Origin of the sequence: Jiella pacifica, assembly GCF_010500815.1 — a bacterium.
Taxonomy (GTDB): Bacteria; Pseudomonadota; Alphaproteobacteria; order Rhizobiales; family Rhizobiaceae; genus Jiella; species Jiella pacifica.
The window spans coordinates 18335-38407 of record NZ_JAAAMG010000004.1 but is presented as its reverse complement, the minus strand read 5'-3'; the positions used below and the strand labels follow the sequence as shown (position 1 = coordinate 38407).

The window sequence follows — 20073 nt, the reverse complement described above, 5'->3', positions numbered from 1 at the left end:
GCTGAAGTGCAGCGCGTGGGGGGCTAGCGGACGACGATCGACAGCTCGTCGTCGCCGGTGTCGTGGCAGAGCATCAGCGGCAGCGAATAGTTGAGGATGCCCTGGGTCTGGCCCTGCGTCGGCCGGCCAATCTCGACCTGCGGGGCCGCGAACTCGACGATGTTGCCGGCGGCGACGCCGTGGACGAGCGACAGCGCGCCTCGGGTGCGAGCCTTGGCGATGGCAAACCAGTCCTTGGTCGCCATGCTCTTGGCCTCGACCACGGCGGTGCCGGTCGAACGGCGATCAGTGATCTCCATCGATTCCGCGCCGATCAGAAACCGCGCCTCGACCTGGTTGCCGTAATCGAGCGCCAGGCTCTCGGCGATCGCCGTCCAGCCGAACAGCGACATCACAGTTTGAGCCTTGCTGGCCACCTTCGGACGCTTGAAGGCGTCCACGTCGACCGTCGGCAGCGCCGCATCGGTGATCGTGCCGAGCAGGCCCATCATGTCGAAGCGAAAGCGCGGGACCTGGTTCGGCGCGAGATTGGCGGTCCAGGTGCCCCTCGAGCCGAGCAGGACGTGACGGACGCCGTCGGCGTTGAAGTAGATCGAAGCCGCCTCTTCGTTGGCGGAGGCAGGCAGATAGGAGACTGAGACGCCGGTCTCCTCGTCCTCGGCCATTCCGCACGCCCGAAGCAGCGGCCCATAGGCCGGCGCAGTTCCGGCCGCGCCGGCGCCGGCGATCTCTACCGAGCCCTGCAGCCGGGCATAGAGCCCGGCCAGCTCGACACCCTGGTGGCCGAGATACGGGAGCAGCAGATCGCGACTGACCTCTTGGCCTTCCATTGGCGTGAAGGCGACGTCGGTCATCAGCATGGCGTCGGCCGCGCCGGTCGGCACGGCGTCGACGCCGTATGTCGTCTCGATCTTCGTCAGCGCCGCGAGCTTGCGGAATTTGCGGGTGGCCATGGCTTCAGTCCTTCCCCTTCGGCGCTGCGGCCTTGCCGCCCTCAATCTTCGGTGGCTCCTCGGTCGCGGGCGCCTCGGCCTTTGCCTGCTCGGCGAGCCGCGTCTTGGCTGGGTGGTCCTTGGGGATCTCGCCCTCGGTCCGTTCCTGACGGGTGCCGCCCTCGTGCTTTTCCTTCCCCGTCTTCGGGTCGCGGATCGTTCGTCCGCCTTGTCTCACCGGCATCTCAACTCTCCTCGTCGTTCTGGTAGTAGGCGGTGGCGAACTGCTCTTCCCACCACACGGTGCCGCCCTTAGCGCTCGTCATCTCGCCCGAGACGTGGATGATGACGTCCTCGGCGCTCGCCGGCTGCCACCCGATCAGGGCCTTGCGAACGATTGCCTTCAGCGACTCCAGATCCTTGCCGGCAGCAGCGCCGGTGTCGTCCGAGACGTTGTCGACGATGATGACGACGCCGACGTCCATCTCGGTCCGCTGAGAGACGCCGGTCATGCGGCTGTTCTCGGCGCTGACCTCGCGGATCGGCACGACATAGGCGGCGGGTGAGGCCGGCGGCCGCTCCTTGACCCGCGCCAGGTCGATCGCTCCTGCGATGATCGCGAAGGAAGCTTGGCAGCGCTCGACGAGGCGAGCCTCGATCTCGGCGACGATCATCGGCCGCCTCCTGCAAGCGACCGGCGCTCGGTGTCGGCGACGATCTCCAGGATCTCGGCGCGGTCCTCGTCGGAGATGCCAAGATAAGGCCGCGCCGGGATGGTGATCGAATGAGCCGCGACGTCGACGTGGCGAGCGAAATTCGAGCGCGAGCGCTTCACGAAGCGCTGGTCGAGATCCCCGGTCTTCGGATTGTAGCGCTGGTAGATCGTCTGCCGGCGCGCCGGCTTCTTGATCGTGCCGCCGAGCTGCTGGATCGCCGCATAGTCGACGTTCGTGCCGACGGCCAGACTGGCCGCATCGGCTTGGTACTTGACGCTCGAATAAAGCCGGTTCTTCACCCGCAGTATGTGGTCGTAGCCCCGCCGCGTCTTGCCGATCCGCGCGTTGGCTGTGCGAGGCGAAAGCCGCTGCCAGGGCCTACCATCCGGCCCCTGTTCGCGCTCGAAGCGCTGCTGAGTGGCCGTCACCAGATAGGCGCCGATCGCGTTGATCGCGTTCGAGCGATCGCGCTGCTCCAGCCGCAACAGCGCTTCCATGACGACGGCGTCGTCGACGACGATCCGGATGCCCTCGGCCGCCATCACATGCCCCTCAGCGTGTCGCGGGAAAACCGCCGCTGCGGCCCAGAGATCTGGACAGAGCCGCCCTCGGGCTGCGCCGGCGGCACACCGCCGACGTCGAGCTGCACCACGCCCCGGGCGATGTCCTTCAGCCAGCCGACGGCTTCCTTGTAGGCGCGCTCGACCTCGCCATCCTTTTCAGCGCGTCTGCCGTGCAAATAATAGCGGGCGATGTCGGCCACCGACTTCACCAGCGCCGGCGGAACCTCCGCGAATGGCAGCTGGTAGATCTTGCCGACATAGCCCGACGCCAACGCCGAGGCATCGCCGAGCGCTTGGGACACCGTCGTGTCGTCGACCGTCGTCGGCGGCCGGTTGGTGCGGTCGGTGAGCTGGACGAGTTCGGTCTGCCCGAACCGGTCGATCAGATCCTGCTTGGTCGCGAAATCCTCCATCACAGCGCCCCCGCCATCTGCCACAGCCAGACGCTGCTCGGTTCGCCGAGGAGTGCCAGGCCATAGGAGAGAGCCAGGATGGCAACTGTGCCGCCAAGCGCGGCCGAGATCCGGAACCCGGCGCTCATGCTGCGCGCCTTGCCAGGCAGGATGTGACTGCCTCGACGAAATCCTTGACGATCGACACCTGGTCGACCGTCTCGTCGTCGAGGGTGACGCCGAACTCCGACTCCAGCTCGAGCGCGATCTCGACCATGTCGAGGCTGTCGGCGCCGAGATCCTCGGCAAGCGACGCCCCTTCGGTGACCTCGAACGCCGCCACGCCGAGGCAGTCGACGATGACGGACCGCACCTTGTCGGCGACGGTCGCGCGGATCTCGGCCGGAGCCACGTTGGCGGAGGATGTGAGTATTGGAGTTGCGGGGCTGGTCACGTTGGGGCTCCTGATTGAGGATCCTCCGAGCCCCGGACCTCGAAGGGATGCGGCAGGCGCCTGCGTGGCCTGTGGGTCCGCTCGGGGCCTTCCCCGTCCGCTGGCGCGCCGGCAGCATTGGCGCTGCTCGTCCGGCACGACCGCCAGCATGGGGGCCGGGGCCCGCTGGTATTGCAGTGGCGCGGCCCTCTTGATATCGGGCCGCGCCGATCGCCGGCGGGACGAGCCCCACCGTTCCGACGACGATTATTCGGCCGCGACCTCCAGGCCGTCCTCGAAGAACCGCTCGACGACCGAGCCGTGCGAGCGCTTGGCTTCGAAGTCACGCCGGGTGAGCGGCACCATGGCGCCGGGCTCGTAGAGCGTCTTCGATTTCAGGATGCGGATCGTCGCGGTAAACTCGCGGGTCTCGGTATCCGGCGCGACGGCGGTGATCGCGATGCGTTCGCCGCCCGGCAGCACCCGGGTTCGCGCCGGCAACGTCCCGGCGTAGGTCGAGCGTCCGCTTCCCGGAAAGCCGGGATCGAAGACCGATCCGGCGGTTCGGGCCCGGAACGCAGCCGAGCGCGGCATCTGCGGCTCTATCTCGGCCGAGCGCGGTTCGCCATCCGGCGACGTCGAGGTCTGCACCGTCTCCAGAACCGGCTGCGTCGCCGCTTCGCTCGTCACCTTCATCGCGCCGCTCTCCTGTGCAGCTTCGGCTGCAGCGGCCGCGGTCGCAGCCGCGTCCAGCGTGGTCGGTGCGGCGCCGGAAGCGGCAGGCGGCGTGCTGTCCGTGCCGCGGGGTTTGGTCGTGTCTTTCGCCATCGTTCAAAGCCTTTTCGAAGAACTTGCGGAGAGGCCGGCGGATCAGGCCGGAGCGACGACGTCCTGGAGGAGGAAGCTCACGCCCGGCGCGACGATCAGCTCCTTGATCCGCTCGCCCGACCGCACCGTCTCGCCGCCTTCGAGGCCGACGTTCGGATCGGGCATCGAACCGGAGATCTTTGTGCCGTAGGTCGCCGTGAAGCCGTGGGTGATCGTGCCGGCATTGACGTCGGCAGAGGGGTTCACGAACTGGAAGACCATGTTGCCGCCCCAGACCCGCTGGATGTCGGCGGCGTGGCCGAACTTCGCGGCGTCCATATAGGCTTCGCCGACCAGCACTTTCTTCAGCTCGAAGAGATCGGCGAACTGCTGGCGGGTGATCATGCCCTCGGTGGTGAGCCCACCCTTCACGGCGTTGATCAGCTTGGGATGCGAGGAGAGGATGGTCCAGTCGCGATGGCCCATCGTCACCTGGTTGGGCCGGAAGACCAGGGTGGAGTCGATGACGTCCTTGATGACGCCGATCGGATCTGAATTGTCGTAGTCGGAAAACTGGTCGGTGCCCGACAGCGCCATCTTCTGCGAGGTCGGGTAGCTCGCCGGGCTCTGGACGAGGCTGGCAACGCGGATCTCGCGGTTGATCTGGTTGTAGTCCTCTATCCCCATCACCGCCCGCTGGCGCGGATCGAAGTTGCCGAGGCCCTGCGCCTTCATCTTCTCCGCCGCATCGATGTCGGAGTTGGGAATTGGCGCTTCCAGGCCGAAATCCTCGACCGAGGAATCGCGCCGGGTGCCGGTGAACTCGACCCGGTTGACCCGGCCGGTGCGCCCGACGCGGTTGTCGACGACCCTAAAGCCTTCCTCCAGCGGATACTCGGTCCAGGAGAAACGCTCGCCCATCACCGGGGTGCGCGGCAGAACGTCGTCGGCGATGAAGGCATAGGCCGGGTTGCGGTAGCCGATCGCGAAGCCGGTGAGGATCGGATCGACGGGAAACGGGCGGTTCGGTGCCATTGGGCGGAAATCCTGTGCTTCGGATGAAGGTGACGGCTGCGAGCCCGTCAGGCCGGCGTTGCGAGGAGGCTCGGCGCGACTTGGATCGGCAGGATGTCGCCGGTGGTGCCTTCGCCGCGGATGAAGCCGACGATGCGGACCGTCTGGCCGGCCACGGCGACGGCCTTGACGGCCCGGCCGTTGGCGTCGGAGGTCACCGGATCGTCGAAGTCGAGGTCACCGCCGGCGATGACTTCGGTCATCCCGGCGACGGTGACGTCGCACATTTGGCCGGCCTCGGAACCCACCCGCTCGGCGACGCCAAAGCCCTGCCGGGCGACGGCCGTGGCGATGTCGCCCGCCGGACCGGAGGCGGCGACGATCAGACGGCCGCCGATCGCGCCGGCGGCCTGGAAGGAACGGATGTCGCGATTGAGGGCGTAGCTCACTTGGCCGCATCCTTCTCGGCTTCAGCCTGCACGTGGGCAAAGGCGTCGATGTAGCTGATGGGGTTTCCGGCCGCGGTCTGGGCCGAGAGATAGGCGTTGGCCTTGGCGGCGAGCGCTACCGGGTCGACGGCCTTCGTTCCGCCCTCACCGGGCAGCTTGCCGTCGAGGCCGGAGGCGCCCAGCGCTGGCGGCGTGGCAGCCAGGAGGGCCGTGACCTGCGTCAGGCCGGCATCGGTCGCGCAGAGCGCGGCGTAGCTCTCGCGCTGGGCCGGCACGATGCGCTTTTCCTTCAGCGCCGTGTCGAGCAGGGTGTCGACGACGCCCTTGCGCGTCGTCGCCTGCAGGGCGGCAAGTTCGCTCTGCGTCGTCGAAAGCTCCGCCCGGAGGCTGGCGACGTCGCCATCCGGCTTCTTCTTCAGATCGGCGATCGCCGACAGGATGGCGGTTTCGTCGGCGTTGGCGGGAAGCCCGAGGGCCGTGACGACTTTGCCCTCGTCGAGTTTCTTCACCAGGCCGGGGATGGCTGCCAGGATGGCGGCCTCGCTGGTTCCGGCGGCGAGCCCGAGGGCGGCCGCGATCTTTTCGCTCATGGCGCTGTCCGTGGATGGTTGCGGGGAATGGGCGGCGGCAAGCGCCGGCATGTTCGAGAGCGCCGGCGCCGTCACCAGCGCGACCGAATGCAGGAAGACGGCGTTGCCGCTCGCATCGTGCGGAAAGGTCGGCGAGACGTAGCGATGGGTGCGGGCGGCGAGTGCCGCCTTGCCGGTATCGAGCCAGTCGACGCGGCCATAGAGCCCGTCGTCACGCGCGGCGAGCTCCTCGATCCAGCCGATGGCATCGGTCCGCTGGCCCTTGGCCGCGAGGTGAATGGTGCCGTGCTCGAAATCCACCGGCACCTTGACGTCGTCGACGGCAAAGCGGGCGGCAAGCCCTTCCGGATCGAAGGCGTAGGAGCGCCCGTCACGGGTGGCGACCCGTCCGCGCGGTGCGATCTTGATCCAGGCCGGCGCCGACCCTGCGGATGTGCTCGCCGTCGCAGCGAGAGCGACAACGACCTCGCCGGTCGAGACGCATCGCGCGTCATCGATCGAAAGAAGGGCCAAATCAGAATGGTTTGCGGGGCGTGTCATGGCCCGGACCATCGCAGGACCGGACAGGGTTTTTCAGTCGGGACATGTCCCGGTGGCGCGTGATGGCAGATCTGTCGGAAGGGGAATCGCCGCCGCCGGGCGCCGATGCCCGACAATGATCGGGAACAGGATCGCCGTCAAAGGGTCTTCAAAGGGCACCAGCGCGATTCGGGGGCCTGAGACGGGCAACGGCGCGTCGGGAATGGCTTTCGCGCGTCAGCGAGCCTCTGTGTGAGGCGGGGCGAAACGGATCACGTCCGGCACCCCCCAGACCGTTCTGGCCCGTTCGAAAGCTTCCTCCACAACGCGGGCCGCCTTGCTTGCGGGGCCGTCCACGAACCCGTTCAAACATCCGCTTTCAGCCGTGGGCGATCGGTGAAACGCGAAGACCGTCCACAACCATTGCCCATTGAGAAGAGACGAGACGTCGTAGCGATAGAACCGGCCGACCGCCGTACCCTTCCAAAGCGCGATGAAGTCTTCGGCGCCTTCCCCTCGCCAGGCGCGACGCCATTCGAGTGCGGGAGAAAAGGTCGAAGCCTCGTCAGGCATGGTGGTCTCCGGCAGGCGGGCGATGGTGGATCGGCTTGGTGGCGGATCTTCTAGCGAAGCGTCTTGCCGTTGTCGCCCCGTCGCGGATCGACTATGTTGTGAACGGACCTGAGCCATACTGTACAGCCGGCCATGAGCCGCGAGGGACTTACGACCCTCCAGGTCCATCCTTCCCTTTCAGACCTTTCATGCGGATCTGCCGGCGGCTCATCCGGCGGAACGACGTGAGAAATACCTCGGCGCTCTCGCGAATGCTCTTCACGACGGCCCACCAGGCGCTTCCATTCACGAAGCCGCCAAACGCATGTTCGCGTTCCCCCTCGGCGACGCGGACCTCTGCCGTCTCGATCAGCTCCTGGACGAGCTTGTAGTCGCTGCGCTCGATGTCCGGATGATGCGCGAGCTGCTTGGCCGCCGTGTGCAGCGACAGGACGACGCTGCTCGTCTCGGCCCCGATCTCCCGCCGTTGCTCATCGGAGAGGATGGCGATTGCCACGGCCCTGCGCCCAGCCTGCGACGAGGCGGGAGACCGATCCTTGTGATCGAAGGTCTTCGCTGCCTCGATGAGCGCGCCGAAGGCCGGCTCGTCGACGAGCTGCCCGGCGTGGCGCATTCGCGCCGCGGCAGCGGTCGCCCCCGCTTCACCCGGTCTTGAAACCTTGACCGCCACCGCCTCGGCCGAGCGCGAGAGCTTCTCGGCCGAGGCCGCCCGCTGGGCCTCGTACCCCGCTTTGCCCGGATTGTACGCCCAGCCGGGATCGATCCCGTCGGGGATCGTCTGGATCTCGCCGGTTCGCTTGTTCAGCCATTCGCGCGTGCCGCCCGGCGGCGGGTCGAACTTGAGCGGCACTCCGCGCGCCAGCAGCCGGTCGACGTCCCGCGGCGACAGGCTCTGCAGTGTGCAATGGCAGCCCCAGCCATTCGGGCAGGCATGGGTTTCCCACCAGGGATGATCGACCGAAAGAACGGTGTTGTGCCAAGCCTGGTGCTGCAGGCGCGGATGCTCCTGCCCCTCCAGGTGAACGTAGCGCAGGAACGGCCGCGCCGCCTTGTTGCGCTCGAAGCTCGACCAGTGACCGGCGGCGTAGCTGACCCGCATGTTGACGTCGAAGATGAATTCGAGCCGGCGGGTCGAGCCGAGTTGCGCCACGACATCTTCGCCGGTCGCGGGGTCCGCCACGATCTGCTTGCCCCACCAGCCTTTGGCCTGGAGGAGCGGCTTCAGCTCTTTCGAGAAATCGGCAACCGTTCGCCCTTCCGAAAGCGCCTTTGAAAGCCCGTCGAAGATATCTCCCGCCACGTCGAAACCGGCGCTCTTGGCGACCGTGAACATGGAGGCGTGATCGGACTGCCAGTCGTCGAGCCAGGAGAACTGCGGCTTGAGGGTCGTGCCACGCCGCTCCAGCGCGGCGATCGCCTCGGTGAAGGGCAGCGCCTCGATCTCGATCGCCACGCCCTCAAGCCTCGCTTGTCAGCGGCTCGTCGGCCTCGCCGGCGAGCCGAGCAGCGAAGACGGCTTGCGTCAGTTTCTCGGCCAATGCGCTCGGGTCCATCGCGCTGAGATGCGCCGTCAGGATCGCGCGGGCCTCCGCCTCGTCCGCCGCCACCGAGAGCTTCGCCTCCAGCCCGGCGATCATCGGCGCGATCAGCGGCTCCCAGTCGCCGAGGATCTCGTCGACCGCCCGGTCGATGGCGTCGGTCCGAGGCGCAGCCCGGGCGGCGAGCGTCGCGGGCGGCGGCTCGCTCTTGTTGGGAGCGTTTTTCGTCGTCGGCGCCGCGGGCGCTTTGCCAGGCTCTTCCGGTTTCGCAATCGGCGCGGCCAGCAGCTCCTCGCCGTCCTCCGGTTCCGACAGACCGCCGCGCTCGCGCATCTCGCGCTGCGATACCTTCAGGCCGAGCGGCACAAGCGCCGTCACGTAGCTCTTCAGCCCTTCCAGATCCTCGGGAGCCGCCACCTGATAAGTGGCGCGCGGATAGATCTCCTGCGGCCCGAAGTTCATCGCCACGAACGGCACGACCAGGTCGCGGGTGATCGTCTGACCGAGCTGCTTTCCGTCCGCCGCCTGGAGATCCAGCCGCACGTCGTTGTGAACCTCGGCCTGGGCACGGGACGAGCCGTTGTCGGACGTCATCGTCTGGCCGAGGACGAGCTTGGAGACCTGTTTGTCGACATAGTCGATCAGCCCGCCGAAGACGGCGGCGCCGTGCTGGCCTTCGACTTTGGCGAATTCAAATTCCATCCCGGCCGGGATGATCGCGGCCGCGTCGTTGGCGATGGCCCTCACTGCATGGAGCAGGATCCGCTTATCGGCGTCCGACGCGTTCGGGCCGAACTTACCGATCCGCAGCGGCACGCCGTAGATCTCTGCGAAGCTCGCCCAGTCCTTGAGGGCGAAGCTCTGGATCAGGAACGCCCAGGCGGCTGGACGCGCCATGCCGCGCCGGATCGGCAGCCCCATGCGTGTGCGCGGCTCGTGCACGATGAACTTTGCCGCCGGCAGCGCCAGCCCGTTGCGCGGATCGGCATCGTCGCGCAGCCGCAGCTCGGTCCGGGTTGCCTCGTCGTACTGAAAGAAGCGCTGGTCCCGCCAGCGGAAGTCGACGGGGCGCAGCATCCCGCGCTGATAGTCCCAGATGATCTCGGAGACCGCATAGCCCTTACCGATCGCGTCCGTGAGGGTGCCGGCCATTTCCTCGAAGTCCGGATCCTCGACCAGATCGTTGACGGCATCGACGATCCTGGCGGGCACCGCCTCGTCGTGCTCGATCGTCACGGCGATGCCCTCAATGGCGAGGCGCCGGGTCTGCAGCTGCGAGGCGTAGTGGAGGTAGCGCTCCTCCATCTCCATCGCGAGGGTGAGATAGGCGCGCGCATCGCCGTCGGCCGACTGGCGCAGGATCCCGGCGAGCCGCTCGGGGCCGAGCCCGGAGACGACCGCGTCGCCGATCACCCGGCGCGGACCCCATTCCTGCGGTGTCGCGAATTCCGAGCCGAGCGTCGAGGCTTCCGGCGAGCGACCCCAGCGATCCTGGAAGCGGACGATCGCAGCCTTCACCATAGCGTTCGGTCCCCCGTATTGAGGCTCGTCCCGCCGGTCGCAAAGCCGAGCCCGCCGGCCTGATCGAGGGCGGAGGCCGGCGTGTAGCCGTATTCCATGACGTCGGCCTTTGCGGCCTGGTGGGCGAGGCAGAGCGCGACGGCAAAGTCGCCATGCCGCTGGCCGCCATCCGAACCTTTGGTGCGAGCGTCGTTCGGCACCATTGGAATGCCCCGAACCATCTGGATCTGCCGCAGGTCGGCCTTGAGGTCGACGTCACGCGGGATGAGCAGCGTGCGGTCCTCGATCGCCGCCTTCATCGGCGGCATGTTTTCCAGATACCAGGCCTGGCTCAGCATCACCGCCTCGATCGCCAGGGCCCCGTAGCGCTGGATGGCGTATTCGGCGAGGAACTGACCGTTACCTCGGGCGTCGTGGCGGCCGTTGCCGAAGCGAGGCAGGCGGTCGACGATCCAGAACAGCAGCTGCTCCTGCTGGCGGAACGGCACGTTGCGCAGCTCGACGACGAAGGGCACGCGTCGGACGAGGTCCCGCTGTTCGACCACTGGCACGAACACCGACAGGTCGCCGGACCGGCCGAAGTCGAAGCCGTAGGAATGGCGGAGCCGTCGATCGAGCGTTTCGAGATGCGGCGCCACCGTCTGCTCGAGCCACGCCTGGACATAGGCGACGCGCTCGGCATCCGGTTTGAGCTCGAAGCCCGCCGGGCAGGACAGACGGAAGACCGGTGCGTCCGCCACCATGACGGCCTCGATCTGCGCCGAGGTGAGATAGACGCCGGAGCCCTGGGCGGGGATGCAATCAAGCTCTTCGGCCGCGCCGTCGCCGTAGAAGGCGCGGATCTCGTCCCGGAACTTCGCCTCGGCCTCTGGCGACCATTCCCGGCCGCGGATGAGGCAGATCCGCTGATAGAGGCCTTGTTCGAGCGCGTCGTCGAACGTGCAGCGGACGACGTTGCCGGGCCGTCGCCTTTCGCGGATCTCTTGAATCAGCAGATTGAACGGGTTGTCGACGCCGTTGTGCGTCGAGATCACCAACACCTTGCCGCCCCAGATCAAGAGCGCCATCGCGGCCTTGAGCAGCTCCTCGGCATCGTCGTGGAAGGCGAACTCGTCGAGGATGACGAAACCCTGGCGGCCGCGCAGTGACCGGGGCTTTGACGAGAGAGCCGCAATCTCAAAGCCGGAAGCGAATGTGATCCGGAATGCCTGGATCGCTCGGTCCTCGCCCTTCTCGCCTTCCTCGGTGAACAGGTATTCCTGGACCTTCGAGCAGGCCTGGTTGAACGCCCGCGCCCACATCGCGCAGGTGTCGATGAACTCCCGCGCCATGTCGAGATTGTAGCCGAGATAAAGCGTGTCCATCCCGCCGGCGGAGCGCTTTGAGCCCGAGGTCAGGACTGCCGCCGCGCCGACGCCCCAGGTAGCGCCGATTCGGCGAGACTTGTCGGTCACCGTCAACGCGTTGGCCGAGACCGAAGCGACCAGCTCCTGCTGATATGTCAGGAGCACATCCGGAAGCCCGGCGACCTCGGATGGCATGACGGCCATTGCCTCGCGCCGCAGCTCGGCCCATTCGGCTTCGGTCACCGGCCGGGTCATGACGCGACGCCCAAGATGCGGGCCTTGATCGCCTCGACGGTCTCGGCCGAGAAGCCCTTTTCACCGGCCACTTTCTCGAAGGCATCCGCCGCCTGGTCGAGCTTCTTCTGCATTTCCGCCTGGGCAGCGCGCCGCACGTCGGCGCTGGTCTTCTGCGCACCGACAACCGCCTGCAGCGAGCGGGAGAGGAACATCACGTTCTCCGGATCGAGCCGGCCCTGCTCGGCGAGATCCCAGGCAGCCTGTTTCAGCAGCACCGCCAGGCCGACCGTCATCTGGTCGCCGGAATCCGGGCCGAGCCGATCCGTGATCGCCCGCGTGACCTCCTGGGTCTCCTTCATGCGCCTGGTCGTGGCTGCGATCCGCAGCGAATGCCGATTGAAGGCGGATGACGAGATCGGGCCGAGGCCGATCGCCGCCAGCCGTTCGTTGAACTCGGCGAGGATCTCGGTCTGTGGCCTTTGGCTTGCGATCAACTCGTCGACTGCCCACTGGATGTCGGGCCCAGCGATCTCCGGCAGCATGTCGATCGCCGACAGACGCCCGCGTCCTTCGCCCTTGCGCCGCCGCCGGCTCATCTTCAGCGACCTCCGGCGGAGGGCCGCTTGATGCCCGGCAGGACGGATCGCATGAGGACATGATCGGCGCCGGCTTCCGTCAGGACGGCAATGACGACGGGCTCGGACGAACGGATCAACCTCACCGCGCCGGCGCTCTGTTCGAGCCAGGCGAGCTGTGTGCGGACATAGCCGCGCCCTCGGTTGATCGCGTAGCGGTCCGACATCAAGTCATCGAGCATCGAATCCGTCAGGCGATAATCGCCCTGCTCGGCGAGGCACCGCAGAATGCACAGGCGCGCGCTCTCGTCATAGGCGTCGGAGAAGCCCTCGAAGTTCATCCCTCTCATTTCCCGTCCTTCGCGCGCATCGCGGCCTCGTACATGAAGGATTCGATCCGCTGGACGCCGTGGGCCGTCGCGGCGGTGCGCTGATCGATCGATTCGAAGCGGCCCTCCATGCGGGTGAAGGACAGCTCCAGCTTGTGCACCTCTTCCCGGGTGGCGCGGTGCTGGACGTCGCTCTCGACGTGGGAGATCCGCGCCTCGATCCCGTCGACCTTCTCGGCGATCGACGCGATGCCCTGGGTCACCGCGCTGATCTGGCCGTCGTCGATGAGCGTCTTCTTGTTCCCGACCGTCGCCAGAACTCCGGACCATTTCAGGCCGACGATCAGGACGATCAGCACGACGACGATTGCCGCAACTGCGGGGCCAGCCGTGCTGGCGAGCTTGCCGGCAAGATCGACGAGTTCCTTCATGGGCGCCTCTGCGGTCGGTTCCATCCGAGCCACACTCCTGTCATCGCCGTGAGAAAGGCGATCGCCGTATACATGCGGGCGCCGGTGGTGATCGCCTGGCCGTTCCAGAAGCTGAGCGCGACGATGGTCCACAGCCCCGCGGCGATTGCCATGGCGAGGAAGCGCAGGGTCGCTCGTTGGCGCGTCGCCGGCACCATAGCCGCGAGATGCACCACGACGACGCTCACCATCAGCAGCACCCAGCCCCAGGCCGGAAGGAAGTTAAACGCGGTGTAGCTGTCGCGCTGCAGGACATCCGGGTCACCGGCAAGAAACTGCGCCCATCCGGCGAGCCCGAGAAGCGAAAGCCATTCGACAGGACGGGCCGGATCGGGAAAGAAGGTTGCAGTGAAGAGGTCGACGACGCGGCCACGGGACATTCAAGAAGATCCTGCTGTCTGGAATCGGAATGCCGCGGCACGCGTCGGCGCCGCGGTCGACATTGCGTCGACTGCCGTCAGGCTGCCTGTATGGCGCCGAGCCGTTCCGTCTCCGGATCGACGAGCCAGTCGGTGAGCCGCGCCTCGATCATCTCGGCGAGCCGGTGGTCGCCCTGATCGGTGATCCCGAAATGCTTCAGCGCCCCGGGCAGCTTCTGCGCCGCATAGCCGGCGGCGATGCTGATCGCCTCGTTCTTCAGCGCGATCGGAATGCCGCCGGCAGCACGGTCCTTCAGCTTCTCGGCCGCGTAGTCGACAGCCTTGCCGAGGCCCTGATCGACGATCTTGCCGACCTCGCCGTCGATCTGCCACCCGGTCTTTTTGCGGAACAGCGCGAAGGCCCAGGCTGCGAGCGCCGAGAGAAGCGCCAACGCCATCGGAGCGAGGATCTCGATCAGCGCCCCGGCGATCGGTCCGAGGTCGACCAGCGCCGGCGCTGCGACCTCGGCATGGGCGATGCCGGCGAAGACGAGAACGAAGAGCAGCGCGACGAGACCGAAAAGGATCGCGAAGTTGAGGCCGGCGGCGACGTATCTCCAGAAACGCGAAACCTGAAATTCCGGATCTGTCACCGCCGGCATCGCCGGCGCCGCGCCGAAGCTCGAAACGACGGCGCCGAACAGGGCGGCGGTGAAGGTGAGAAAACGCATGGAAACCCTCTTCGAAAGCAGTTTGAAAGGGGCGGAGACGCTGCCCCGCCAGGCCGAGATCAGGCGGCGATCGGCAGCCGCAGGCCGTCGTTGAGGATCGACGAGATCGTGTAGGTCGACCGTTTCACCATATTCGAGACATTCCCGTTGATGGCGGTCACGGTGCCGTTGGCGTGGACTTTCTCGATCAGGAAGACGTGCCCGAAGGTCGGGCTGGATCCACGCGGAATGACGCCGATCGCGCCGGGCACCGGCACGGTGATGCGCTTGCCGTAATTGCAGAACGAGCGCGCCAGCGCCGACTTCGTCGAGGGGAACCCGCAGGCGACCAGCCAGCCATTGATGGCGACGGCGCACCAGGCGTCGTCATCGTTGTTCCACCAGGTGATGCCAGCGGCCTTCCCCCACTTGACGATCTGCTCGTTGTCGACCGGCCCGGGAATTTCCTTCAGCCCGATCCACTTTCGTGCCTCTGCGAGCAGCAAGTCGAGCGAGGGATCGACGGACGGCATCAGCGAAGGCGGAACGATGATCGGTGCCGCCTTCGCGGCCGTCGAGAAAAGCGTCGTCATGGTGATCGGGCCGACATAGTCGCGGGCGGCGAGTCCGTGGGCGGTCTTGAATGCCACGGTCGCCGAGGACGTCATCGTGCCGGCATCGCCGTCGATCTCGCCGTGATAGTAGCCAAGCCCCTGGAGCCGGCCCTGGAAGGTCTTGACGATGTCTTTTTGCATCGGGGGGTGCCTCTCGCGCATGGACGATCGAGGCCCGACCATGCGGGATGGGGCGGCGGGGTATCAGTCGGGACATGTCCCGGCTGCCGGCTTCCGGGTGTCAGTTTCCGGGCGAACCGAAGAGGTCGGTCTGGCGCGGGTCGACCTGGCGCCGGCGCGGCGGCCGGGCGGAGGGGCGGCGGCGGAACAGCTTCTCGACACCGTTGACGCTGATTCCGAGGCGCTTGGCAATCTCGCGATTGTTCAGCCGATCGGCGCGATAGTGTCTTGCCCGGAAGGCGCGGGCAAGAGGGATCGAAAGCTCGTCGCCGCCGAACCGCTTGGCGAGCTTCCCGGCAACATCTTCTCCGAGCGTTCCCGAGATCTCGGTGCCAGTCTCGCTTTTTGGGATGTAGCGCCGCTCGCCGCCATAGGCCTCGACCAGGCGGATGAAGTCCTCCGCCCCGAGCAGCGCGATCAGCTCGTCTTCCAGCCGCTCGCTCATAGCGCTTCCGCCAGAGGTTCACCGCTTTCGGCGGGCCATCCAAACAGCTCGATGTCTCGGCTGTAGGTCAGCCGCGAGCGGCAGGGCCGGATCCACTTGACGACGGGATCTCTGACCGCGCGGTCGAGCCGCCAGATCACCCAGCAATAGGAGGTGAAGGTGCCACCGTCCGGCTCCCAGCGCCCCTTGTGGCAGGGCGCCCGCTCGACGAACTGGGCGATCGTGTGCGGTGGCTGAGAGCCGTAGACGACGCGATGGCGGTTGATCCCATCGAGCTTGACGGTCGGCATGTAGATGGCGACGCCGGTCCGCGCCCTTGCGAGAGCCCGGCGCATGAAGGCCAGCAGCTTTGTGCCGAACGGCGGATTGGTGATGATCCAGTCGGGCCGCGCGATCCCGTCCCAGGCTTCAGGTTCCAGGAAGTCGCGCAGGGCGAAGTCACCGCCGAGGCGGTAGCCATGGTCGAAGACGTCGCTCGCCCGCACCGTCCCAAAAACCTCCTGCAGCACATAGGCCATGTGCCCTTCGCCGCAGGCGGGCTCCTCGACGTCGAGATCCCGAAACGCCTTCGTCCCTAAGATCTCCGCAAACAGCGCCCGCGTCGCCCAGGGCGGCGTCGGAAAATAGTCGAGCGAATCCGCCGCCTCGAGGCGCGGACCGCCCACCGAGCGAGGGATCGCCGCGCCGGTCATGCGAAGACGACGCCTTTGACGATCGCCGTGAACGAGAAGCTCTTATCGGCCGGATCCTGATAGACGAACCGGATCGTCCAAGTGCCATCCGTGCGGCGCCAAAGCCGGCATCCCTTGGCGAGGCGGTAACCTTGGCTCCGCCAGCCGGCATGGCCTGGCGAGACCTCGGCCGCGATCCGCTCCAGCGCCTCGGCCGAGAGTGTCGCAGTGACTGGCTTGCGCTTGCGCCGGCTCATGACGAGCCCGCCTTTCGTGCCCGGATCCGCTTGCCGAGCGCGTTCATCACCGTGATCCATTCGGCGTCGGTGGGCTTATCGACAACGACGCTGCGTTTCAGGATCGACGCAATCTCGACCCAAAACCCGCGTGTAGCGCTCCTGTCGATGAGCTGAAGCTGGGACCACTGCGCCAGCGCAATCTGAAATCCGTGCCGACCACCATCGCTCCAATCCACCCCCTCGCGAGCGCACCAGCCCTTCAGCGCTTCGATCACGGCCCGGCCGTGCTTCGCATCGAGCACCCACTCGGTCCGCTCGATGCCGGTCTGCCGGCAGACGAAGGCGAGCAGCGCGGAATCGCGCTTGTCCTCGACCGCGCCGAGGTTCCACAGCGCGATCCAAAGCGCCTGCGCCTTCTTGGCGTAGGGGCCGGACAGCGGCTTCGTCTTCCCGCGACCCTCACCCTGAGCTTGTCGAAGGGCGGGCTTGAAGCCCTGCCGGCGGAATTCGTCGAGCACCGCCCGCTGTTCGCTCTCGCTCATGTCCTTCGACGACCGCTTGCCGGTTACCCGGAGGAGCACCGCCCGATAGGTGTCGTCGTCGAGGCCTAGGTCGCGCTTGGCGACGTGCATCATCGCGAGCGCGGTCATGAGCGACCATCCTGCCGGATCATGACGCCAAGAGCGGCGGCAAGAAGCGATAGCGTCGGGGTTTCACACTCGCCCCCTACACGGGTCAGATCGTTCAGTCGGACGAAAGCAAGGCCGAAGTCGCGGTAAGACGTCTTGGACTTTACCTCCCACTCCGCTTGCGGAATCGCGCGTTCGACGAAGCGGATTGCCGCGTCGAGCGACCTTGTGAAGTCGAGGGCCCCCGTACTCACCCATTTGTCGGTCGCCGGGTCGATCCAGACGTCGTCCTCGACAGGCACCCACCTACCGCCTGGGCCGGAATTCTCCTGAGTTCCGAGGTTCCTACGTCCTCGGACGTAGAGCAGCGCCATCAGCGCCGCGTCGATCTGCCGATCCGGGCCTTTCGCCGCATCGAGCTTTTCGAGCAGGCTTCTCAGTTCTTCAATACGTGTCACAGCCCCACCTCTTCCAGCAGCTCGGCCGCGCGCTCCGACAGCTCCGGCTTGAAGAAGCCGAGCCGGATCTCCAGCGGCGACGAGAAGCCGCCCGGCTCGTCCCGGCCGGTGAGCAGCGGCTGGTCGACGATCTCGGCGAGGCAGAGCGCCAACCGTCGCTCCAGCGTGTCCCCGTAGCGCCCGGCGCTTTGGCTGATGGCCGCGTCGATAGCCCGGTCAAGATCCTCGCCGCCGAGGATGAGATTGTCCGGGATCTGCCCGCCAAACACGCCGCCCTCGGCGATCGCGGCTGAGGTGGTGCTGCGGTTCCGCAGATACCGATAGCGCGCCGCGTCCGCTTCCTGCTGCTTGAACAGGACGTCCTGGCAGCGCGAGCAGAGATCGTCCTCGGCCCAGCACAGCGGCTCGCCGTCGATCTCGTCTCCCTGCTCGATGTGGCTGATGCCGCATTCGCGGCAGGTGCGCACGTCGCTCATCCCGTGACACCTTCTGTCGGCATCCCGTCGAGGAGGTCGCTCTCCTGCTCCCGGAGCTCCATGATCTCCTCGGCAAATTCGAGGGTCTCTTGGTGGAGCATCAGCACCGCCGCCGCGAGGATTCGCAGCATGCCGGGCGCCGTCTGCGCCCGCTCGTCGCCGGCCAGCACCCGCCGCGCCATCTCCTGGGCGATCTCGGCCGTGAAGCTCTGATCGGCCGCTTGGCCCTCGCGGCGATCGTCGACGGTGCAGACATGGCAGACTTCGCGCTCGTCGATCGCCACCACCCGGCTGCCGCCGCCCCTGGCAAGCGGAACCGTAACGATGATCCGGGCCTCGGGTAGCGCGGTCATGCTGCACCACCATCCGACGAGGCCGGCGCTGCCCGCATTGCGGCAAGGCGGCGAGAGGCCGCGTTGACCCAGTTGCGCAGGAGGCCTGCATCGCCGCCGGTGCAGGTGGTCGCGATGCCGGCCATGGCCAGCCGATAGCCGTCACCCGAGCCAGCGCGATAGGCAGCCCCTTCCTCAGCGACCAACCCGTCGATGATCTTGCGGTAGGCGCCCTGGTGGGTGCGCCAACCGTCGTAATCGCGGATCGACGGCGCCGGTCCGACCTGCGCGAGCTCTTCGTCGATGCGGCCCATCAGGCTGGCGACTTTAACTGTGTCGATCTCCGCCATCTCCGCCTCCTCACGCCTTGGCCAGATCGATGGTGACCGCCTGCCAGGCGCCGTCATGGCTCTCGCGCTTGTAGAAGCGGACGTATTCTTTCGAACCGACGACCCGGATGGCTTCCGAGATCGCCCGCATGGCGTCCTGCCAGCGCTTGTCGTCGATCTGCAGCCGGCGCAGCCGGAACAGTTCCGACCGATTGACCTGGCCTTCCTTGTCGACGTCGAAGGCGCGGTTGACGAAGACCTGGATCTCGGCCGAGGCGTCGACCGTGAGCGCCGTCAGATATTCGTCGATCAGCTTCTTCGCCGTCTGCAGCTGCGCGCCGAACTCGATCAGGTCGGCCTGCTGGACCTGCACCTTCATCCGACCGTCGAAGCTCATGTAGGTGGCGTTGCCCTTCGCCCCGCCGCGCTTGGCGCCGTATTCCTGGTCTAGGATCGACTGGAAGGCGCCGATGTCCTCCATCGTGTGCCCCCGAAACCGGGCGATCTGGGAAGAGAGGTCCTCGGCGAAGGCAAGGCACTTGCGCACCATCTCGTCTTCCAGCCGGTCTTCCGGCTTCACGAGGTCGATCGGCACGAGATTGCCCTTGGAATCTGGCAGGTAGACTTTCCCGCCGACCTCCACCGCACCCGGCGGCAGGCTCGTTCCGTTGTTGGTCGGCAGGTCCTGAATGGCCGCGCTCATGCTGCGATGTCCTTCTGTTCGACGGTGGTTTGAAGTGCTTTCAATGCTCGATCGAGCTGCTGCTGGGCGAACCGCTCGCGGGCGCTGAAGCGGTCGCTTTCGAACTGCCGGAACGCATCGATCACCGCCTGCACCGGCGCCGGGTGCGGCGCGGCGATGGTGACTGTCGAGGCGAGGGTTCGGGCCTCATGCGCGGCCAGCCGCTCGGCGAACTCGGCCTCGCGCCGCGCCATCGCAGCGATCTTCGAGCCAAGCTCGATCACCTTTCGGTCGAGTTCGACGAACCGGGAGGCCAGCGCCGCGACCTCGTCGGCGAAGACGGAGATGGTTTCGCCCGCCGCGACCGCTGCCTCGATCCGCCGCGCCAGCGTCTCGACGTCGATGTCCTCGGCAGGCACCAGCTGAAATTTGCCCTCGCCGGGCAGCCGCTTGGCGATGATCGCGCCAATCGCCTCGATCTCGTCGCCATAGCCTGCCTCGGTGGCGATCCGGGCTTCGATATTCCTGATGCCACTGAGGACCGTGCTGTGATCGCGGCCGCCCATACGCCGCCCGATCGCCGGCAGCGTCGCCGGCGTCATCGTCTTGGCGAAATACATCGCCTCGTGCCTGGGCCTGACGATCTCTTTGGATCGCCGGTCCGACAGGATGTCGGCCAGCGCCACGCCGCGGATCTCCGCCACGGCCGCGGTGATGGTGCGGATGGCGTTCATGACGCCACCCGATCGGCAGCCCGGACGAGATGTCCGGCGTTGATCTCGGCGCGGGCAGCGACGAGTTCTGCGATGGCGTTGTCGATCGCCACCACGGCCTCTTCGGCCGCAGCGGCCCGCCTGGGGTCGATAATCCTCCGGCGCATCGCCCGGATGAGCTCCTCGGCCTGGAGCATCCTTTCCACCGGAGTCCGGATCACTGGCTGTCTGA

32 protein-coding genes are annotated in these 20073 nt (G+C 66.9%); all 32 read right to left on the bottom strand.

Annotated elements, in window-relative coordinates; all coding sequences use genetic code 11:
• Positions 1–23: 23 nt before the first annotated feature.
• The 32 genes from GTK09_RS06480 to GTK09_RS27355 all read right to left on the bottom strand — a co-directional run bounded on the left by GTK09_RS06480 (position 24) and on the right by GTK09_RS27355 (position 20008).
• Entirely contained in the window at positions 24–953 is a 930-nt protein-coding gene (locus GTK09_RS06480; protein WP_163462091.1) for a phage tail tube protein, read from the bottom strand.
• 4 nt (positions 954–957) lie between these two features.
• A complete protein-coding gene (locus GTK09_RS06475) occupies positions 958–1176 on the bottom strand; it encodes a hypothetical protein (protein ID WP_163462089.1) in 219 nt (72 codons plus the stop codon).
• A 1-nt stretch (position 1177) separates the two neighbouring features.
• Entirely contained in the window at positions 1178–1606 is a 429-nt protein-coding gene (locus GTK09_RS06470; RefSeq protein WP_163462087.1) for a phage tail terminator protein, read from the bottom strand.
• Positions 1603–2190 carry a phage virion morphogenesis protein gene (locus GTK09_RS06465; protein WP_163462084.1) on the bottom strand — a complete coding sequence of 196 codons (588 nt, stop codon included), beginning with the start codon at positions 2188–2190 and terminating at the stop codon, positions 1603–1605. Before GTK09_RS06465 ends, GTK09_RS06470 begins: the two co-directional genes overlap by 4 nt.
• Positions 2190–2624, bottom strand: coding sequence for a gp436 family protein (locus GTK09_RS06460; protein WP_246217763.1), 435 nt, complete (start codon positions 2622–2624; stop codon positions 2190–2192). The genes GTK09_RS06465 and GTK09_RS06460 overlap by 1 nt, the downstream gene beginning before the upstream one ends.
• A complete protein-coding gene (locus GTK09_RS27755; RefSeq protein WP_281353344.1) occupies positions 2624–2752 on the bottom strand; it encodes a hypothetical protein in 129 nt (42 codons plus the stop codon). The genes GTK09_RS06460 and GTK09_RS27755 overlap by 1 nt, the downstream gene beginning before the upstream one ends.
• Positions 2749–3057, bottom strand: a complete 309-nt coding sequence (locus tag GTK09_RS27750) for an acyl carrier protein (protein WP_312869678.1) — start codon at positions 3055–3057, stop codon at positions 2749–2751. Before GTK09_RS27750 ends, GTK09_RS27755 begins: the two co-directional genes overlap by 4 nt.
• 246 nt (positions 3058–3303) lie before the next feature.
• Positions 3304–3864 (bottom strand): hypothetical protein, encoded by a 561-nt coding sequence (locus tag GTK09_RS06450; protein WP_163462079.1) that lies wholly within the window; start codon positions 3862–3864, stop codon positions 3304–3306.
• Positions 3865–3906: 42 nt separating this feature from the next.
• Positions 3907–4878: a capsid protein gene (locus GTK09_RS06445; RefSeq protein WP_163462078.1), complete on the bottom strand. Its 972-nt coding sequence runs from the start codon at positions 4876–4878 to the stop codon at positions 3907–3909.
• A 47-nt stretch (positions 4879–4925) separates the two neighbouring features.
• A complete protein-coding gene (locus GTK09_RS06440) occupies positions 4926–5306 on the bottom strand; it encodes a hypothetical protein (protein ID WP_163462077.1) in 381 nt (126 codons plus the stop codon).
• The gene (locus GTK09_RS06435) at positions 5303–6409 is read right to left on the bottom strand and encodes a phage protease (protein WP_163462076.1); all 1107 of its coding nucleotides are present in this window, start codon (positions 6407–6409) and stop codon (positions 5303–5305) included. Before GTK09_RS06435 ends, GTK09_RS06440 begins: the two co-directional genes overlap by 4 nt.
• A 243-nt stretch (positions 6410–6652) precedes the next feature.
• Positions 6653–6988: a hypothetical protein gene (locus GTK09_RS06430; protein WP_163462075.1), complete on the bottom strand. Its 336-nt coding sequence runs from the start codon at positions 6986–6988 to the stop codon at positions 6653–6655.
• A 148-nt stretch (positions 6989–7136) separates the two neighbouring features.
• Positions 7137–8441: a phage head morphogenesis protein gene (locus tag GTK09_RS06425; protein ID WP_163462074.1), complete on the bottom strand. Its 1305-nt coding sequence runs from the start codon at positions 8439–8441 to the stop codon at positions 7137–7139.
• A gap of 4 nt (positions 8442–8445) precedes the next feature.
• Positions 8446–10047, bottom strand: a complete 1602-nt coding sequence (locus GTK09_RS06420; protein WP_163462073.1) for a DUF935 domain-containing protein — start codon at positions 10045–10047, stop codon at positions 8446–8448.
• A complete protein-coding gene (locus GTK09_RS06415; protein ID WP_203560908.1) occupies positions 10041–11648 on the bottom strand; it encodes a hypothetical protein in 1608 nt (535 codons plus the stop codon). The genes GTK09_RS06420 and GTK09_RS06415 overlap by 7 nt, the downstream gene beginning before the upstream one ends.
• The gene (locus GTK09_RS06410) at positions 11645–12226 is read right to left on the bottom strand and encodes a DUF3486 family protein (protein WP_163462072.1); all 582 of its coding nucleotides are present in this window, start codon (positions 12224–12226) and stop codon (positions 11645–11647) included. The genes GTK09_RS06415 and GTK09_RS06410 overlap by 4 nt, the downstream gene beginning before the upstream one ends.
• Before the next feature lie 2 nt (positions 12227–12228).
• A complete protein-coding gene (locus GTK09_RS06405) occupies positions 12229–12555 on the bottom strand; it encodes a VpaChn25_0724 family phage protein (RefSeq protein ID WP_163462071.1) in 327 nt (108 codons plus the stop codon).
• A complete protein-coding gene (locus GTK09_RS06400; RefSeq protein WP_163462069.1) occupies positions 12552–12989 on the bottom strand; it encodes a DUF2730 family protein in 438 nt (145 codons plus the stop codon). Before GTK09_RS06400 ends, GTK09_RS06405 begins: the two co-directional genes overlap by 4 nt.
• Positions 12962–13384 (bottom strand): hypothetical protein, encoded by a 423-nt coding sequence (locus GTK09_RS06395; protein ID WP_163462067.1) that lies wholly within the window; start codon positions 13382–13384, stop codon positions 12962–12964. Before GTK09_RS06395 ends, GTK09_RS06400 begins: the two co-directional genes overlap by 28 nt.
• 77 nt (positions 13385–13461) lie before the next feature.
• Positions 13462–14094 (bottom strand): hypothetical protein, encoded by a 633-nt coding sequence (locus tag GTK09_RS06390; RefSeq protein WP_163462065.1) that lies wholly within the window; start codon positions 14092–14094, stop codon positions 13462–13464.
• 59 nt (positions 14095–14153) lie between these two features.
• The gene (locus GTK09_RS06385) at positions 14154–14828 is read right to left on the bottom strand and encodes an NlpC/P60 family protein (RefSeq protein WP_163462063.1); all 675 of its coding nucleotides are present in this window, start codon (positions 14826–14828) and stop codon (positions 14154–14156) included.
• A 100-nt stretch (positions 14829–14928) separates the two neighbouring features.
• The gene (locus GTK09_RS06380; RefSeq protein ID WP_163462061.1) at positions 14929–15312 is read right to left on the bottom strand and encodes a hypothetical protein; all 384 of its coding nucleotides are present in this window, start codon (positions 15310–15312) and stop codon (positions 14929–14931) included.
• On the bottom strand, positions 15309–16004 hold the full coding sequence (locus GTK09_RS06375; protein ID WP_163462059.1) for an SAM-dependent DNA methyltransferase: 696 nt from the start codon (positions 16002–16004) through the stop codon (positions 15309–15311). Before GTK09_RS06375 ends, GTK09_RS06380 begins: the two co-directional genes overlap by 4 nt.
• Positions 16001–16240, bottom strand: a complete 240-nt coding sequence (locus GTK09_RS06370; RefSeq protein WP_163462057.1) for a hypothetical protein — start codon at positions 16238–16240, stop codon at positions 16001–16003. The genes GTK09_RS06375 and GTK09_RS06370 overlap by 4 nt, the downstream gene beginning before the upstream one ends.
• Positions 16237–16872 (bottom strand): gp16 family protein, encoded by a 636-nt coding sequence (locus tag GTK09_RS06365; RefSeq protein WP_163462055.1) that lies wholly within the window; start codon positions 16870–16872, stop codon positions 16237–16239. Before GTK09_RS06365 ends, GTK09_RS06370 begins: the two co-directional genes overlap by 4 nt.
• Complete coding sequence (locus tag GTK09_RS06360) at positions 16869–17309, bottom strand: hypothetical protein (protein ID WP_163462053.1); 441 nt, start codon at positions 17307–17309, stop codon at positions 16869–16871. The genes GTK09_RS06365 and GTK09_RS06360 overlap by 4 nt, the downstream gene beginning before the upstream one ends.
• The gene (locus GTK09_RS06355; protein ID WP_163462051.1) at positions 17306–17785 is read right to left on the bottom strand and encodes a hypothetical protein; all 480 of its coding nucleotides are present in this window, start codon (positions 17783–17785) and stop codon (positions 17306–17308) included. The genes GTK09_RS06360 and GTK09_RS06355 overlap by 4 nt, the downstream gene beginning before the upstream one ends.
• The gene (locus GTK09_RS06350; RefSeq protein WP_163462049.1) at positions 17782–18138 is read right to left on the bottom strand and encodes a hypothetical protein; all 357 of its coding nucleotides are present in this window, start codon (positions 18136–18138) and stop codon (positions 17782–17784) included. The genes GTK09_RS06355 and GTK09_RS06350 overlap by 4 nt, the downstream gene beginning before the upstream one ends.
• Entirely contained in the window at positions 18135–18467 is a 333-nt protein-coding gene (locus tag GTK09_RS06345) for a hypothetical protein (RefSeq protein WP_163462047.1), read from the bottom strand. Before GTK09_RS06345 ends, GTK09_RS06350 begins: the two co-directional genes overlap by 4 nt.
• Before the next feature lie 10 nt (positions 18468–18477).
• A complete protein-coding gene (locus GTK09_RS06340; protein WP_163462045.1) occupies positions 18478–19149 on the bottom strand; it encodes a DUF3164 family protein in 672 nt (223 codons plus the stop codon).
• Positions 19146–19862, bottom strand: a complete 717-nt coding sequence (locus GTK09_RS06335) for a helix-turn-helix domain-containing protein (RefSeq protein WP_246217746.1) — start codon at positions 19860–19862, stop codon at positions 19146–19148. The genes GTK09_RS06340 and GTK09_RS06335 overlap by 4 nt, the downstream gene beginning before the upstream one ends.
• A complete protein-coding gene (locus GTK09_RS27355; protein WP_246217745.1) occupies positions 19859–20008 on the bottom strand; it encodes a hypothetical protein in 150 nt (49 codons plus the stop codon). Before GTK09_RS27355 ends, GTK09_RS06335 begins: the two co-directional genes overlap by 4 nt.
• Positions 20009–20073 lie beyond the last annotated feature (65 nt).

What these genes read in the sequence shown, in the direction of transcription:
- GTK09_RS06355 (WP_163462051.1), bottom strand. Translation starts at nt 17,785, where the DNA reads ATGAGCGACGTGCGCACCTGCCGCGAATGCGGCATCAGCCACATCGAG.
- GTK09_RS06465 (WP_163462084.1), bottom strand. Translation starts at nt 2,190, where the DNA reads ATGGCGGCCGAGGGCATCCGGATCGTCGTCGACGACGCCGTCGTCATG.
- GTK09_RS27355 (WP_246217745.1), bottom strand. Translation starts at nt 20,008, where the DNA reads ATGCGCCGGAGGATTATCGACCCCAGGCGGGCCGCTGCGGCCGAAGAG.
- GTK09_RS06410 (WP_163462072.1), bottom strand. Translation starts at nt 12,226, where the DNA reads ATGAGCCGGCGGCGGCGCAAGGGCGAAGGACGCGGGCGTCTGTCGGCG.
- GTK09_RS06480 (WP_163462091.1), bottom strand. Translation starts at nt 953, where the DNA reads ATGGCCACCCGCAAATTCCGCAAGCTCGCGGCGCTGACGAAGATCGAG.
- GTK09_RS06430 (WP_163462075.1), bottom strand. Translation starts at nt 6,988, where the DNA reads ATGCCTGACGAGGCTTCGACCTTTTCTCCCGCACTCGAATGGCGTCGC.
- GTK09_RS06390 (WP_163462065.1), bottom strand. Translation starts at nt 14,094, where the DNA reads ATGCGTTTTCTCACCTTCACCGCCGCCCTGTTCGGCGCCGTCGTTTCG.
- GTK09_RS06340 (WP_163462045.1), bottom strand. Translation starts at nt 19,149, where the DNA reads ATGAGCGCGGCCATTCAGGACCTGCCGACCAACAACGGAACGAGCCTG.
- GTK09_RS06365 (WP_163462055.1), bottom strand. Translation starts at nt 16,872, where the DNA reads ATGACCGCGCTCGCGATGATGCACGTCGCCAAGCGCGACCTAGGCCTC.
- GTK09_RS06400 (WP_163462069.1), bottom strand. Translation starts at nt 12,989, where the DNA reads ATGGAACCGACCGCAGAGGCGCCCATGAAGGAACTCGTCGATCTTGCC.
- GTK09_RS06385 (WP_163462063.1), bottom strand. Translation starts at nt 14,828, where the DNA reads ATGCAAAAAGACATCGTCAAGACCTTCCAGGGCCGGCTCCAGGGGCTT.
- GTK09_RS06405 (WP_163462071.1), bottom strand. Translation starts at nt 12,555, where the DNA reads ATGAGAGGGATGAACTTCGAGGGCTTCTCCGACGCCTATGACGAGAGC.
- GTK09_RS06350 (WP_163462049.1), bottom strand. Translation starts at nt 18,138, where the DNA reads ATGACCGCGCTACCCGAGGCCCGGATCATCGTTACGGTTCCGCTTGCC.
- GTK09_RS06380 (WP_163462061.1), bottom strand. Translation starts at nt 15,312, where the DNA reads ATGAGCGAGCGGCTGGAAGACGAGCTGATCGCGCTGCTCGGGGCGGAG.
- GTK09_RS06335 (WP_246217746.1), bottom strand. Translation starts at nt 19,862, where the DNA reads ATGAACGCCATCCGCACCATCACCGCGGCCGTGGCGGAGATCCGCGGC.
- GTK09_RS06445 (WP_163462078.1), bottom strand. Translation starts at nt 4,878, where the DNA reads ATGGCACCGAACCGCCCGTTTCCCGTCGATCCGATCCTCACCGGCTTC.
- GTK09_RS06475 (WP_163462089.1), bottom strand. Translation starts at nt 1,176, where the DNA reads ATGCCGGTGAGACAAGGCGGACGAACGATCCGCGACCCGAAGACGGGG.
- GTK09_RS06345 (WP_163462047.1), bottom strand. Translation starts at nt 18,467, where the DNA reads ATGGCGGAGATCGACACAGTTAAAGTCGCCAGCCTGATGGGCCGCATC.
- GTK09_RS06370 (WP_163462057.1), bottom strand. Translation starts at nt 16,240, where the DNA reads ATGAGCCGGCGCAAGCGCAAGCCAGTCACTGCGACACTCTCGGCCGAG.
- GTK09_RS06395 (WP_163462067.1), bottom strand. Translation starts at nt 13,384, where the DNA reads ATGTCCCGTGGCCGCGTCGTCGACCTCTTCACTGCAACCTTCTTTCCC.
- GTK09_RS06470 (WP_163462087.1), bottom strand. Translation starts at nt 1,606, where the DNA reads ATGATCGTCGCCGAGATCGAGGCTCGCCTCGTCGAGCGCTGCCAAGCT.
- GTK09_RS27755 (WP_281353344.1), bottom strand. Translation starts at nt 2,752, where the DNA reads ATGAGCGCCGGGTTCCGGATCTCGGCCGCGCTTGGCGGCACAGTTGCC.
- GTK09_RS06415 (WP_203560908.1), bottom strand. Translation starts at nt 11,648, where the DNA reads ATGACCCGGCCGGTGACCGAAGCCGAATGGGCCGAGCTGCGGCGCGAG.
- GTK09_RS06420 (WP_163462073.1), bottom strand. Translation starts at nt 10,047, where the DNA reads ATGGTGAAGGCTGCGATCGTCCGCTTCCAGGATCGCTGGGGTCGCTCG.
- GTK09_RS06450 (WP_163462079.1), bottom strand. Translation starts at nt 3,864, where the DNA reads ATGGCGAAAGACACGACCAAACCCCGCGGCACGGACAGCACGCCGCCT.
- GTK09_RS06460 (WP_246217763.1), bottom strand. Translation starts at nt 2,624, where the DNA reads ATGGAGGATTTCGCGACCAAGCAGGATCTGATCGACCGGTTCGGGCAG.
- GTK09_RS06375 (WP_163462059.1), bottom strand. Translation starts at nt 16,004, where the DNA reads ATGACCGGCGCGGCGATCCCTCGCTCGGTGGGCGGTCCGCGCCTCGAG.